Source organism: Streptomyces sp. CNH287 (genome assembly GCF_000424825.1).
The window spans coordinates 33,704-46,948 of sequence record NZ_AUKQ01000013.1 but is presented as its reverse complement, the minus strand read 5'-3'; the positions used below and the strand labels follow the sequence as shown (position 1 = coordinate 46,948).

Sequence of the window (13,245 nt, the reverse complement as noted above, 5' to 3'; positions counted from 1 at the left end):
ACGGCGAGCAGGGCCGGTGTCGTCCGGGTCGGCGCGCAGCCGCCCCGCCGCTCAGTCGCGGTCGCGCATGCCCTCCAGCAGGCCGCCGTCGCCGCCGTTCCCGCCGGGGCCGCCGCCGCCCGGGTCGCCGTCGGCGCCGCCCGGATCGCCGTCGTCACCGGGCTTGCCGGGACGGGCGATGATCGTCACCGTGTCGCCCTTCTTGCCCTGGGTGTTGGCGGGCGGCGTGGTGGTGATCACCGTGGCGTTGTTCTCGTCCGGCGCGCCCTGCACCTGGACCTTGAAGCCGGCCCCCTCCAGCGTGGTGCGCGCGGCCTTCACCAGCTGGTTGGTGACGTCCGGCACGGTCGCGGGCTCCTCGGCCGGCGCCTTGGCGACGGTCAGCGTGACCTGGCTGCCGTCAGCCGCCTTGGCGGGCGGTGCCGGGGTCTGGCTGAGGACTTCGTCGGCCGCCTTGTCGGCCTCCTCCTGCTCGATCTTGGCGACGGTGAAGCCGAGGCCCTCGAGCTGCGTCTTGGCCGCGTCGTAGTTCTTGCCGACGACGTCCGGCACGGTCGTCGTGCTCTGCGTGGCGACGGTCAGCGTGATCTCGGCTCCGCGCTGGGCCTTCGAGCCGCCCGCCGGGTCCTGCTCGATGACGGTGCCGGGGGCCTCCTCGGACTCCGCGGTCGTCTTCTTGACCTTGAAGCCCTTCTCCTCCAGCTGCTGCTTGCCGCCCTCGAAGTTGTCGCCCTCGACGTCCGGCACCTCGATCGCCGCGGCGCCCTTGGACATCGTCACCGTGACGGTGTCGCCCCGCTCGATCTCCTCACCCGAGGCCGGGTCGCTCGAGCAGATGGTGTCCTTCTTCTGCTTGCAGTGCTTGCTCTGGCCCTTCTGGAGCTCGAAGCCGCCGTTGTCGGCGAGCGTCTCCGCCTCCTGGAAGGTCTTGCCCGCGAGCGCGGGCACCGGCACGCTGCCCGCCTCCTTGTCCTTGCCGCCGAACAGCGCCTGCCCGATGAAGATCGCGCCTACCAGCACCAGGACGAGCGCGATCACGAGCAGGATGGTGGAGGTGTGCCCCTTGCGCGGCTCCCGGCGACGGCCGCGGCCGTCGTCGTCGTACATGCCGCCGTCGTCGTCGCGGACGGGCGGCAGCATCGAGGTGTGCTGGTCCTGCGCGCGCAGCGCCGTGGTGGGGGTGTCCTCCGGATAGCCGCCGTACCCCGCGTAACCGGCGGCGCCCATCGCGGCTGCCGCGGCGACCGGCTGGCCGTCGAGGCACGCCTCGATGTCGGCGCGCATCTCGTCCGCGCTCTGGTAGCGGTAGTCCGGGTCCTTCACCAGCGCCTTGAGGACGATCGCGTCCATCTCGGGCGTGATCTCGGGGTCGAAGGCGCTGGGCGGCTGCGGCTCCTCCCGTACGTGCTGGTAGGCCACCGCGACCGGTGAGTCACCGATGAACGGGGGCCGCACGGTGAGGAGTTCGTAGATCAGGCAGCCGGTGGAGTAGAGGTCGGAGCGCGCGTCCACGGACTCGCCCTTGGCCTGCTCGGGCGAGAGGTACTGCGCGGTGCCGATGACGGACGAGGTCTGCGTCATCGTCATGCCGGAGTCGCCCATCGCGCGGGCGATGCCGAAGTCCATGACCTTGACCTGGCTGCCGCGCGTGAGCATGACGTTGGCGGGCTTGATGTCCCGGTGCACGATGCCGTTGCGGTGCGAGTACTCCAGCGCCTGGAGGATGCCGACGCACATCTCCAGGGAGCGCTCGGGCAGCAGCTTGCGGCCGGAGTGGAGCAGCTCCCGGAGGGTCGAGCCGTCCACGTACTCCATCACGATGTACGGGATGGAGACCTGGTCGACATAGTCCTCACCGGTGTCGTAGACCGCGACGATCGCCGGGTGGTTGAGGGAGGCGGCGGACTGGGCTTCGCGACGGAAGCGGGCCTGGAACGAGGGGTCGCGCGCGAGGTCGACCCGGAGCGTCTTGACCGCGACGGTGCGACCCAGACGCGTGTCATGAGCGAGGTACACCTCGGCCATGCCACCACGGCCGAGCACCGACCCCAGCTCGTACCGGCCGCCGAGGCGACGCGGCTCTTCCATAGTCTCCAGCCCTCTCCGTACGTCCGGGCCGCACCTGGCGTGCGGGCCGACGGTGTGCTGCTCGGCTTACGACCGGGTCCACGATAGCCAGCGGGCTCCCGGCGCTCGCTCGTCCACCGGCCATCGTGCACCAGGCGTTACCGTACCCGGCCCGCGTGCCTCGCAGCGCGGGGGCGGAGTGACAGCGGTCACCCCCGACAGAGCGCCGACCGCCCGCCACCGCCGGCACGTCTCACTGCTTCTTCTCGTCGAGGATGGCCTTCATCACGTCCACCGCGACCGGGGCCGCGAGCTTGCTGCCCGCGATCTCGTCGCGGGAGGTGCTCGAACTCTCGATCACGACGGCGACCGCGACCGGCGACGAGCCGTCGTCGGTCTTGGCGTACGAGACGAACCAGGCATACGGGTTCTTGTCGTTGTTCTCGCCGTGCTGCGCGGTACCGGTCTTTCCGCCGACTGTGACGTTGGGAATCTGGGCCGTGGTTCCGGTGCCGTCCTTGACGACCGTCTCCATCGCCTCCTGGAGCTTCTGCGCGGTCTCCGAGGAGACCGGCTCGCCCATCTCCTGGGGCTTGGTCTGCTCGACGACGTTGAGGTTGGGCGCGACGAGTTTGTCGACCATGTACGGCTTCATCAGCTTGCCGTCGTTGGCGATGGCGGAGGCGAACATCGCGACCTCCAGCGGGGTGGCGCGGTTGCTGGCCTGGCCGATGCCCGCGATGGCGTTCTGCGGCCGGTTGTCCTCCGGGTAGACGCTCTCCGCGGCGCGCACGGGGACGTCCAGCTCCTTCTCGCCGTAACCGAACTTCTCGGCCGTCTCCTTCATCTTCTCGTTGCCCAGCTCATCGCTGATCTTGGCGAAGACGGTGTTGCAGGACCACTGCATGGCCACCCGGATCGAGGCGTTCTTGCACGCGGGGTTGTCGCCGTCGTTGCCCAGGTCGGTGGTCGACTGCGGCAGCCGGTAGGGCACTGGGGAGTTGGTCTTGCCGTCCAGGTCGTAGTCGCCGCTCTCCAGCGCCGCCGCCGCGGTGACCAGCTTGAAGGTGGAGCCGGGCGGGTAGGTCTGGCGCAGCGCCCGGTTGAGCATCGGGTCATCCGGGTTCTGCTTCTTGTCGAGCGACTTCCACGCCTTCGCGTCCTTGTCGCTGTCGCCCGCGAAGCTGGACGGGTCGTACGACGGGGTCGTCGCCAGGGCGAGGATGGCGCCGGACTCCGGGTCTATCGCGGCGACGGCGCCCTTCTTGTCGCCGAGCCCCTCGTACGCGGCCTTCTGTGCCTTCGAGTTGAGCGTCGTGACGACGTTGCCGCCCTTCTGCGGCTTGCCGGTCAGCATGTCGATGGTGCGGTTGAAGAACAGCCGGTCATCGTCGCCGGTGAGGATGCCGTCGTAGAGGCTCTCCAACTGGTTCGCGCCGAACGCCTGCGAGGAGTAGCCGGTGACCGGCGCCCACAGCTTGCCGTTCTTGAACGTGCGCTTGTACTTGAAGTCGCGGCCGCCGGTCTCCTTGGACCCGGTGATCGCCTTGCCGTCGCTGGTGAGGATGTTGCCGCGCGGCTGGGCGTAGCGGTCGATCTTGACGCGGCGGTTGTCCTCGTGCTTGGCCAGCTCGTCGGCCTGCACGAACTGGACCCAGTTGACACGGGCGATCAGCGCCAGGATGAGCAGGCCGCAGAAGATCGAGACCCTGCGGAGGGGCTTGTTCACGGTCGGACCACCTGGGTCATCTCGGCGTCAGGGGACGGAGCCGGGGCGGGGGCCGGCCTGCGGGCAGTGTCGCTGATGCGCAGCAGGATGGCGATAAGTGCCCAGTTGGCGATGACGGACGAGCCGCCCTGCGCCAGGAAGGGCATCGTCATGCCGGTCAGCGGGATCAGACCGGTGACGCCGCCGGCGACCACGAACACCTGGAGCGCGAACGCGCCGGAGAGGCCGACGGCCAGCAGCTTGCCGAACGGGTCGCGCGCGGCCAGCGAGGTACGCAGGCCGCGCTCGATGAGCAGGCCGTAGAGCACCAGGATCGCCATCAGGCCGGTCAGGCCCAGCTCTTCGCCGACGGTGGCCAGGATGTAGTCGCTCTTGGGGGCGATGCCGCCGATCAGCCGCGAGAAGCCCTGGCCCAGACCGGAGCCGAGCATGCCGCCGGAGCCGAAGGAGAACATGGCCTGCGCGGTCTCGGTGACGCCGCCGTTCTCGTTGGCGAGCGGGTTGAGCCAGTTGTTGACCCGGGTCTCCACGTGGCTCGCGGTCGAGGCGACGGCGACGGCGCCGGCGGCGCTCAGCAGCAGGCCGAAGACGACCCAGCTGGTGCGCTCCGTCGCCACGTACAGCATGATCACGAAGAGGCCGAAGAAGAGCAGCGAGGTGCCCAGGTCGGTCTCGAAGATCAGGATCATCAGGCTGAGCGCCCAGATGGCCAGGATCGGCCCCAGGTCGCGGCCACGCGGCAGGTAGAGGCCCATGAAGCGGCGGCTGGCGAGCGCGAGCGCGTCCCGCTTGACCATCAGGTAGCCCGCGAAGAAGACGGCGATGATGATCTTCGCGAACTCGCCGGGCTGGAGCGAGCCGATGCCCGGCAGGGTGATCCAGATCCGGGCGCCGTTCCGGGCCGGGAAGAAGATCGGCAGGATCAGCAGGACCAGCGCCACGACCATCGAGATGTAGGTGTAGCGCTGGAGGACGCGGTGGTCCTTCAGGAGGATGAGGACGCCGAGGAAGAGCGCCACGCCCAGCGTCGACCACATCAGCTGACCGGGCGCCAGCGCACCGCCGCCCGCCGCCGTGGTGATGGACGGCTCCTGGTCGAGCCGCCAGATCAGCACCAGCCCCAGGCCGTTGAGCAGCGTGGAGATGGGCAGCATCAGCGGGTCGGCGTACGGCGCCCAGCGGCGTACGACCAGGTGGCCGACGGCGGCGAGCAGGCCGAGGCCGAGGCCGTAGCCGAGCATGCCCGCGGGCAGTTCGCCCTCCTTGGCGAGCCCGACGTTGGCGTAGGCGAACACCGGGATGAGCACGGCGAAGACGAGCATCGCCAGCTCGGTGTTGCGGCGGCTCGGCAGACCGCCGGGCGAGACCGTGGTGTTGCTGCCGGTGTTGATGTTGACGTTACTGCTCATCGTGACTGCGGCCCCCTACGGTGCGGTGCACTCTTTGGCGAGCTCGCGCTGTTCTTCCGAAAGCCGGGGGCCGGGAGTCGGAGAGCCGGAACTCTTGCTGTTGTCGTCGGCGCGCAGAGCGGCCTGGTCGCCGGCGCCCGCGCCGCCGCTCTCGCCCGGCTTCTGCTGGCCGTCCTTGTCCGGGCCGCCCTTGTCACCGCTGTCCTTGCCGCCCTTGTCGCCGTCCCCGGACGGCTTCGGAAGCGTCGCGACGATCTTGCACACCGCGGCCTGCGCGCGCAGCTCGCCGATCCTCTCGCGGGCCTGCTCGAGGCTGTCGTAGGCGATGGTGTCCTCGACGCGGTCCCGCTGCTGGAGCGGCAGGTACTTGAGTTCGATCTGCGCGTAGTCCTCTTCGACGTCGCTCAGGCTCAGGCCGGCCAACTCCTGGTTGATGCCCTGGTACAGCGCGACGTGGTCGTCCTTGGCGCCGACGTAGTACTGCGTCTGCGTCCAGCGGTACCCGCCGTACAGACCGCCGCCCGCGACCGCCAGCGCCAGCGCGATCAGCAGCGAGCGCTTGACCCACTTGCCGCGCCCGCCCGGCGACTTGGCGAAGTCGCCCTCGTCGTACGCCCCGAAGGTGCCGGACGGCGGCGCTGCCGCCGGGCCGGTGCCGCTGCCGGGCGGGCCGAAGCCCTCGGCGGGCGGTGCGCCGCCGGAGGGCTGCGGGGGCACCTGGCGGCCCAGCTCCGCCGCGCGCGAGGCGGGCGTCTGGGCGTCGCCGCCGAGCTGGTGCTGGTTCTCCGCGACGGCGCCCACGATGACCGGGGTGTCGTTGAGCTGCTCGGCCAGGGTGTCGTTGCCGTCCACGTCCAGGACGTCGGCGATGATGCACGTGATGTTGTCGGGACCGCCGCCGCGCAGCGCCAGTTGGATCAGATCCTGCACCGTCTCGTGCGGGCCCTGGTAGCTGGCGAGGGTCTCCTCCATCGTCTGGTGCGAGACGACACCGGAGAGGCCGTCGGAGCACAGCAGATAGCGGTCCCCGGCCCGCACCTCCCGGATGGACAGGTCGGGTTCGACGTGGTCGCCGCTGCCCAGCGCGCGCATCAGCAGGGAGCGCTGCGGGTGGGTGGTGGCCTCCTCCTCGGTGATCCGGCCCTCGTCGACCAGCCGTTGGACCCAGGTGTGGTCCTGGGTGATCTGGCTGAGCTGGCCGTCCCGCAGGAGGTACGCCCGCGAGTCGCCGACGTGCACCAGGCCGAGGCGGGCGCCCGTCCACAGCAGGGCGGTGAGCGTCGTGCCCATGCCCTCCAGCTGCGGGTCCTCCTCGACCATGACGCGCAACTGGTCGTTGGCGCGCTGCACGGCGTTGCCGAGCGCGGTCAGGAGGTCGGAGCCGGGGATGTCCTCGTCCAGCTGCACGATGGTCGAGATCACCTCCGAGCTGGCGACCTCACCGGCCGCCTGGCCGCCCATCCCGTCGGCGACGGCGAGCAGCCGGGGACCGGCGTAGCCCGAGTCCTCGTTGTGCTCGCGGATCATGCCGTCGTGCGATCCGGCGGCGAAGCGCAGTGACAGACTCATGCGCACCTCGCCCGTCGGCTCCGGGTACATCCGCACGGTGCCCACCCTCCGGTCGTCATGTCTTCGGCCTGTCTATTTCCGCAGCTCGATGACCGTCTTGCCGATACGGATCGGCGCTCCGGGCGGAATCGGCGTCGGTGTGGTGAGTCGGGTCCGGTCGAGGTAGGTGCCGTTCGTGGACCCCAGGTCCTCGACGATCCACGTGCCGTCCCGGTCCGGGTAGATCCTGGCATGCTTGCTCGACGCGTAGTCGTCGTCCAGCACGATCGTGGAGTCGTGCGCGCGGCCCAGGCTGATCGTCTGGCCCTGGAGGGCGACGGTCGTGCCGGTGAGCGAGCCCTCGGAGACCACCAGCTTGGTCGGCGCCCCGCGGCCGCCGCGACCGCGGCGACCGGACTGCGGCGGCGGCTGCTGCTGCTGGCGCTGCGGTTGCGGCTGCTGCCGCGGCGGCCGGGAGTCGTTGCGCCGCGCGGCGCGCTGGGTCACCCGGGTGCCGAACAGGTCACTCCGGATGACCTGGACCGCGACGATGACGAACAGCCACAGTACGGCGAGAAAACCCAACCGCATGACCGTCAGGGTCAGCTCTGACATTGCCCCCGCTTCACCCTTCGGCTTGCCGGTAAATGATCGTGGTACTGCCCACGACGATCCGTGAGCCGTCGCGGAGCGTAGCGCGAGTGGTGTGCTGTCCGTCTACCACGATGCCGTTGGTCGACCCCAGATCCTGGATCGAGGGCGGGTTTCCGGCACGGATCTCGCAGTGCCGGCGGGAGACTCCGGGGTCGTCGACGCGCACGTCGGCCTCGGTGCTCCGGCCCAGCACGAGGGTCGCGCCGGAGATCTGGTGGCGGTTGCCGTTGATCTCGATCCAGCGCCGCGTCTCGGCACGCGGCAGCGGACCCCCGGCGCCGGGGGCGTACGAGGGGGCGGCGGACGGCGCGGACGACGGCATGGGGGGCGGCGCGCCCGCAGGCCGGGCCGGGAAGCCGCCCTGACCACCCGCGTTGCCCGCGCCGGAGGGACCGGGCGGACCGCCGGGCGGCGGGCCCGCCGCACCGGAGGGGCCGCCGCGCTGCGGCTGCGAGGTGCTGGAGGCGAGGGTGCGGCTGCGCACCCGGTAGAGCCCGGTGTCCAGGTCCTCGGCCTTCTCCAGATGGACCTTGATCGGTCCCATGAAGGTGTACCGCTGCTGCTTGGCGTAGTCGCGCACCATGCTGGACAACTCGTCGCCGAGCTGGCCCGAGTACGGGCTGAGGCGGTCGAAGTCGGGGGTGCTCAGCTCGACGATGAAGTCGTTGGGCACGACGGTCCGCTCGCGGTTCCAGATTGTGGCGTTGTTGTCACATTCGCGCTGGAGTGCGCCGGCGATCTCGACCGGCTGCACCTCGGACTTGAACACCTTGGCGAAGGTGCCGTTGACGAGACCCTCGAGCCGCTGCTCGAAACGCTTCAGAACTCCCACGGTGCACCTCCTTCCCAGATGGCCGCCGCTCCCATGCGGCGGTTGCCGCTCCAGTGTGGCCGAACGCGCGCAGGCCGCACCGCCGGTACCGGCCGGTCCTACTGATCGTATCCACGCGCGGGCGGAAGCGGCGGTTCCCCGGGGCGCTCCCGCCCTCGAGTGTCACCCCTCACACCCTCGCACGGATCACGGGGGTCGGCCGGTGCCCCCGACGACCGGTGCACGGCGGCCAGGGGATCGGTTCGCTCCCCAGTGTCCCTCAGAGCACGCCGGGGGCGTGCCGATATCAAGGTGAAGGCACCTCGGACAGCGTGCTAATCTTCTGGATGTCGGCAGGCACCCACCACCCAAGCGGGCGCCGACCGGCAAGTGCCCTTCTCCGGAGTCCGGGGAAGCACCCATTGCGCGGGTGGCGGAATAGGCAGACGCGCTGGATTCAGGTTCCAGTGCCCGAAAGGGCGTGGGGGTTCAACTCCCCCCTCGCGCACAGCGATCTTCAGGTCCTGGCCAGCAGTTTTGGTCGGGGCCTGAAGTTTTTTTACCTGGGGTCGGCGAGCGCCCGCCCCGCGGGTGAGATCACTCCCACCCCTCACGCCCCCGACGCCCGCGCGCTGGACGGGCCGTGCACGGGACATCGCGTTGCGTGACGTCGCGGTGACGCTTCCCCGTTCCTGCTCACCTCCTCGCGTCCTCCCGGGAGATGCCGCTGCCTGTCTGCCGGAGCAACCCGTGGCTCCGGCCGGGTCCTTGAGGTCAGGCCGCCGGCCCATTCGCACCCGCCGTCAGCAGCAGGCCGCCCCCGGGGAGGCCGTGCCCGCCGCCGCGGGCATGCCCGGGGCGGCGCAGGGGAACGCGCCGTGGTGGGTGGTCTTGCCGCCCGTGACCTCGAAGTGCTCCGCGTAGCGGGTGGCGCTGAGCATGTCGGCGGTGTTGCCGCAGACCAGTGCGGGCTTCCCGGTGGGGAAGCGGTGGTGGTCGTCCAGGTCGAAGGCGTGCGGGTGTTCCGGGAGCGAGCCGTGGTAGACCGCGACTTGTCCGTAGTCCTCGCAGCGGTCCTCCAGCGGCAGCTTGAAGGCCCGCACGGTACGGGAGGTGAACGCGGCGAAGCCCGCCTTGCGCGCCACCACCGGGTCGTCGAGCGTCACCGGAGTCTCGGCGACCGTACGGGCGTCCGCGCAGCCGGAGCCGTCCAGGATGCGGCGGAAGTCCTCGGTGTAGAGGGCGCCGCCCAGGCACTCGCCGAGCAGCAGCGGGTCCTCGCGCAGCGCGGCGGGCAGGCGCCGGTCGGCGAAGACGTCGGAGAAGTACAGCTCGCCGCCCGGCCTGAGCACCCGGAAGATCTCCCGGAGGACGCGCGGCTTGTCGGGGGAGAGGTTGAGCACGCAGTTGGAGACGACCAGGTCCACCGAGGCGTCCTCGATCCCGGCGCCGCGCAGGTCCTCGATGTAGCCCTGGCGGAACTCGACGTTGGCGTACCCGAAGCGCTGGGCGTGCCAGTCCTGGTGGCGGGTGGCCACCGCGAGCTGCTCCTCGGTCATGTCGACGCCGATGACCCGGCCGCGCTCGCCGACCAGCTGCGCGAGCACGTAGGCGTCGCGCCCGCTGCCGCAGCCCAGGTCCAGCACGGTGATGCCGTCCAGCGCCGACGGGATGGGGGTGCCGCACCCGTAGAAGCGGTCCTTGACCTCCTCGTGCACCTGGGCGAGGGCCCCGGCGAGGTGCGGCGGGGGCGCCTCGGCCGTGCAGCAGGCCGAGGTCCGCAGGTCGGCGGAGGAGCGGAGCACCTTGCCGTAGTAGTCGCGGACGCTCTCCTCGACGAAGCGGGGCTCCGCGCTGGTGGACGCCGTGCTGCCGGGCTCCGTGGTGCCGGATGAAGCGGTGGCCATCTCGATCCTCTCGGTGGGTCGTTGCCCGGGCGCCCGGGGAACCGCCGCCGTCCGGCGTCCGTTCTCCGGCAAGCATGACAACCCGCGCATCCGGAGGGAAGGCGGCAAACGGCCCATGAGCCCGTACGACCTGGTGGTGATCGGCGGCGGCAGCGCAGGGCTGACGGCCGCCCGTACGGCGGGGCGGCTGGGGGCGCGGACGCTGCTGGTCGAGCGCGGGCGCCTGGGCGGGGACTGCCTGTGGACGGGCTGTGTGCCCAGCAAGGCGCTGCTGCACGTGGCCGGGCAGGTGCGGGCGGCCCGGGACGCGGCGCGCTGGGGGCTCTCCCCGGCGCCCGGCGGGCCCGCCGACCTCGGGCGGGCGATGGCGCACGTCAGGGAGGCGATCGGGGCGATCGAGCCGCACGACTCGGCCGAGTCCCTGCGGTCGGCGGGCGTGGAGGTGGCCGAGGGCGCCGCCGTCTTCACGGGGCCGCGCACGCTGCGGGCCGGTACGCGGGAGATCGCCTTCCGGTACGCGCTGATCGCCACCGGTTCGGCGCCCGCCCCGGCCTCGGTCCCCGGCCTGGCCGAAGCCGGGCCGCTGACGAGCGACACCGTCTGGGAGCTGGCCGAACTGCCCGCCCGGCTGGTGGTGTTGGGCGGCGGGCCGACGGGCTGCGAGCTGGGGCAGGCGTTCGCCCGCCTCGGCTCGCGGGTCACGCTGCTGGAGCTGCGGGAGCGGCTGCTGCCGGACGAGGAGCCGGAGGCGTCGGAGCTGGTGCGGGAGCGGCTGGCGGCCGAGGGCGTCCGGGTGCGGACGGGGTGGCGCGCGGCCGGGGTCGAGGGCGGTGCTGCGGAGGGCGGCGCGGGCCGCGCGGCCGGCGCTGGCGTGGTGCGGGTGCGGCGGGGCGCGGGCGCGGGGGAACAGGCCGGGGAGTCCGTCGCGTACGACGCGCTGCTCGCGGTCACCGGGCGGCGGGCCCGTACCGAGGGGCTGGGCTGTGCGGCGGCCGGGGTGGCGCTCGACGCGCGGGGCCGGGTCCGGGTGGACCGGCGGCTGCGCAGTACGAACCCGCGGGTGTACGCGGCCGGGGACGTCACGGCGCTCTCCGCCCTCACCCACCTTGCCGGGGTGCAGGGCGCGTCGGCGGCGGCGGACGCGCTGCTGGGCGTGCGGCGGCCGGTCGACTACGGGGCGGTGCCGCAGGTGACGTTCACCGATCCCGAGGTCGGCCGGGTGGGGCTGACGCTCGCACGGGCCCGCGAGCGTTACGGCGAGGGGGTGCGGGTGCACACCGTCGCGCACGACCGCGTCGACCGGGCGCTCGCCGACGGCCGTACGGACGGCTTCACCCGGCTCGTGCTGGGCCCGCGCGGCCGGATCGTGGGGGCGACGGTGGTGGCGCCGCGCGCCGGGGAGACGCTGGCGCACCTGGCGGCCGCCGTACGCCTGGGGTGGAAGGCGTCGCGCTACGCGGGGACGGTCCATCCCTACCCCAGCTACGCCGACGGGGCGTGGCACGCCGCGCTCGGTGAGGTGCGGCGGCGCCTTGACGCGCCGGGCGCCCGGCGGGTGACCGGGGCGCTGCTGGGGCTGCGTCGCGCCGTCCGTCCGGCTGGGGGAGGGGGGAGGGTGTGACGATGACCCACCGAACCGGCACAGGCAGCGGCACCGGCGCCGCCCCCGCAACCGCCCCGTTGGCGCGGCTGGGCGCCGCGCTGAGCGCCCCGCTGCGCACCCTCGCCCGCGTCACCCGCCCCGAGGACCCGGAGCTGGCGGAGGTGCTGGCGCGCCGCTGGGCGGAACTGCCGGAGGCCGCGCGGACGCCCGGCCAGGTGCTGGGGCGGCACGCGGTGGGCTGCGAGGGCACGCACGGCGTCTTCCCCCGCTGCGACCTGAAGTGCACCCCCTGCTACCACTCGCGGGACGCCAACCGGGTGCGGGTGGACGGCCGCCACACCCTGGAGCAGGTCACCGCCCAGCTGCGCCTGCTGCGCAGGCTGCGCGGCCCCCGGGCGCACGCCCAGCTCATCGGCGGCGAGGTGAGCCTGCTCGCGCCGGACGACCACGCCGCCGCGCTCGCCGTGATGCGGGAGCACGGCCGGGAGCCGATGAGCTTCACCCACGGCGACTTCGACTACGCCTACCTCACCGCGCTGGCCCTCGGCCCGGACGGCGTGCGCCGCTTCGACCGGCTCTCGTTCGCCGCGCACTTCGACCGGTTCATGTACGGGCGGCGCGGCGTCGAACGGCCCGCCGACGAGCGGGCGCTGACGCCGTACCGCAGGCGCTTCGCCGCCATGTTCGCCCGGCTGCGGCGCGAGCACGGCGTGCGGTACTTCCTTGCCCACAACATGACGGTCACCCCCGGCAACCTCGGCGAGGTCGCCGACGTCATCCGGGACTGCCACGCGATGGGCTACGGCATGTTCTCCTTCCAGCCCGCGGCCTTCCTGGGCGACGAGCGCCGCTGGCGCGAGGGGTACCGCGAGGCGACGCCGGACGCGGTGTGGGCCGAGATCGGCCGCGGGGCCGGTACGCCGCTGGACCACCGGGTGTTCGAGCACGGCGACGTGCGCTGCAACCGCACGGCGTACGGCTTCTACGTGGGCGAGCGCTGGTATCCCGTGCTCGACGGCGCGGACCGCCGCGACCTGGCCGTGCGCGACACTTTCTTCCGCCGCTTCGGCCGGACGGTCTTCACGGGCACGCCGCCCCTCCTGCTCGCCGCTCGGCTGGCGCGGGTGGCGGCGCGCCATCCGGGTACGGTGCCGGTCACGCTGGGCTGGCTGGGCCGTACGGTGCGGCGGGTGGGCCTGCGGCGGCTGGTGCGGCACGGCTTCCGGGTCCGGCCGGTCACCTTCGTGATGCACCAGTTCATGGACGCGGCGCAGGTCGCGCCCGCCTGGGAGCTGACGCGGCGCGGCGAGCGGGCGCGGGAGCCGGAGCTGCGCGCGACGCAGGAGCGGCTGGCCGCCTGCCACTACGCCATGGCGCACCCGGAGGACGGCACGCTGGTGCCCGCGTGCGTGCAGCACGCGGTGCTGGACCCGGGGGAGAACGCGGCGCTGCGCAGGCTGCTGCCGCTCGTGGTGGAGGACCGGCGGCGACCGCAGGGGTGACCGCCGGTGGACCGA

Annotated in this window: 9 protein-coding genes and 1 tRNA gene; 3 read left to right on the top strand and 7 right to left on the bottom strand. The window is 72.4% G+C overall.

Annotated elements, in window-relative coordinates:
* Positions 1 to 51: 51 nt before the first annotated feature.
* The 6 genes from pknB to H299_RS0114180 all read right to left on the bottom strand — a co-directional run bounded on the left by pknB (position 52) and on the right by H299_RS0114180 (position 8,239).
* Positions 52 to 2,088, bottom strand: coding sequence for a Stk1 family PASTA domain-containing Ser/Thr kinase (pknB, locus tag H299_RS34160; protein ID WP_051262471.1), 2,037 nt, complete (start codon positions 2,086 to 2,088; stop codon positions 52 to 54).
* Positions 2,089 to 2,320: 232 nt separating this feature from the next.
* Entirely contained in the window at positions 2,321 to 3,796 is a 1,476-nt protein-coding gene (locus tag H299_RS0114200; protein ID WP_027748943.1) for a peptidoglycan D,D-transpeptidase FtsI family protein, read from the bottom strand.
* A complete protein-coding gene (locus H299_RS0114195; protein WP_027748942.1) occupies positions 3,793 to 5,205 on the bottom strand; it encodes an FtsW/RodA/SpoVE family cell cycle protein in 1,413 nt (470 codons plus the stop codon). Before H299_RS0114195 ends, H299_RS0114200 begins: the two co-directional genes overlap by 4 nt.
* A gap of 15 nt (positions 5,206 to 5,220) precedes the next feature.
* Positions 5,221 to 6,774, bottom strand: coding sequence for a Stp1/IreP family PP2C-type Ser/Thr phosphatase (locus H299_RS0114190; RefSeq protein WP_486587271.1), 1,554 nt, complete (start codon positions 6,772 to 6,774; stop codon positions 5,221 to 5,223).
* Between the two features lie 72 nt (positions 6,775 to 6,846).
* Complete coding sequence (locus H299_RS0114185; RefSeq protein ID WP_027748940.1) at positions 6,847 to 7,368, bottom strand: FHA domain-containing protein FhaB/FipA; 522 nt, start codon at positions 7,366 to 7,368, stop codon at positions 6,847 to 6,849.
* Positions 7,369 to 7,378: 10 nt separating this feature from the next.
* Positions 7,379 to 8,239 carry a DUF3662 and FHA domain-containing protein gene (locus H299_RS0114180; protein WP_027748939.1) on the bottom strand — a complete coding sequence of 287 codons (861 nt, stop codon included), beginning with the start codon at positions 8,237 to 8,239 and terminating at the stop codon, positions 7,379 to 7,381.
* A gap of 403 nt (positions 8,240 to 8,642) precedes the next feature.
* Here H299_RS0114180 and H299_RS0114175 point away from each other — a divergent pair.
* Positions 8,643 to 8,726 (top strand) — tRNA-Leu (locus H299_RS0114175).
* A 295-nt stretch (positions 8,727 to 9,021) separates the two neighbouring features.
* Here the strand turns inward: H299_RS0114175 and H299_RS0114170 are convergent.
* Complete coding sequence (locus H299_RS0114170) at positions 9,022 to 10,125, bottom strand: methyltransferase domain-containing protein (RefSeq protein WP_027748938.1); 1,104 nt, start codon at positions 10,123 to 10,125, stop codon at positions 9,022 to 9,024.
* A gap of 115 nt (positions 10,126 to 10,240) precedes the next feature.
* On the opposite strand from H299_RS0114170, the gene H299_RS0114165 reads away from it, so the two are divergent.
* Both H299_RS0114165 and H299_RS0114160 read left to right on the top strand, forming a co-directional pair.
* Positions 10,241 to 11,746 carry an FAD-dependent oxidoreductase gene (locus tag H299_RS0114165; RefSeq protein ID WP_027748937.1) on the top strand — a complete coding sequence of 502 codons (1,506 nt, stop codon included), beginning with the start codon at positions 10,241 to 10,243 and terminating at the stop codon, positions 11,744 to 11,746.
* 2 nt (positions 11,747 to 11,748) lie between these two features.
* On the top strand, positions 11,749 to 13,230 hold the full coding sequence (locus H299_RS0114160) for a radical SAM domain-containing protein (protein WP_486587270.1): 1,482 nt from the start codon (positions 11,749 to 11,751) through the stop codon (positions 13,228 to 13,230).
* The last annotated feature ends 15 nt before the right edge of the window (positions 13,231 to 13,245 follow it).

Bases quoted from the DNA above. Each gene is read 5' to 3' on its own strand.
- pknB (WP_051262471.1), bottom strand. From the start codon at position 2,088: ATGGAAGAGCCGCGTCGCCTCGGCGGCCGGTACGAGCTGGGGTCGGTG.
- H299_RS0114195 (WP_027748942.1), bottom strand. From the start codon at position 5,205: ATGAGCAGTAACGTCAACATCAACACCGGCAGCAACACCACGGTCTCG.
- H299_RS0114190 (WP_486587271.1), bottom strand. From the start codon at position 6,774: ATGAGTCTGTCACTGCGCTTCGCCGCCGGATCGCACGACGGCATGATC.
- H299_RS0114185 (WP_027748940.1), bottom strand. From the start codon at position 7,368: ATGTCAGAGCTGACCCTGACGGTCATGCGGTTGGGTTTTCTCGCCGTA.
- H299_RS0114170 (WP_027748938.1), bottom strand. From the start codon at position 10,125: ATGGCCACCGCTTCATCCGGCACCACGGAGCCCGGCAGCACGGCGTCC.
- H299_RS0114165 (WP_027748937.1), top strand. From the start codon at position 10,241: ATGAGCCCGTACGACCTGGTGGTGATCGGCGGCGGCAGCGCAGGGCTG.
- H299_RS0114160 (WP_486587270.1), top strand. From the start codon at position 11,749: ATGACCCACCGAACCGGCACAGGCAGCGGCACCGGCGCCGCCCCCGCA.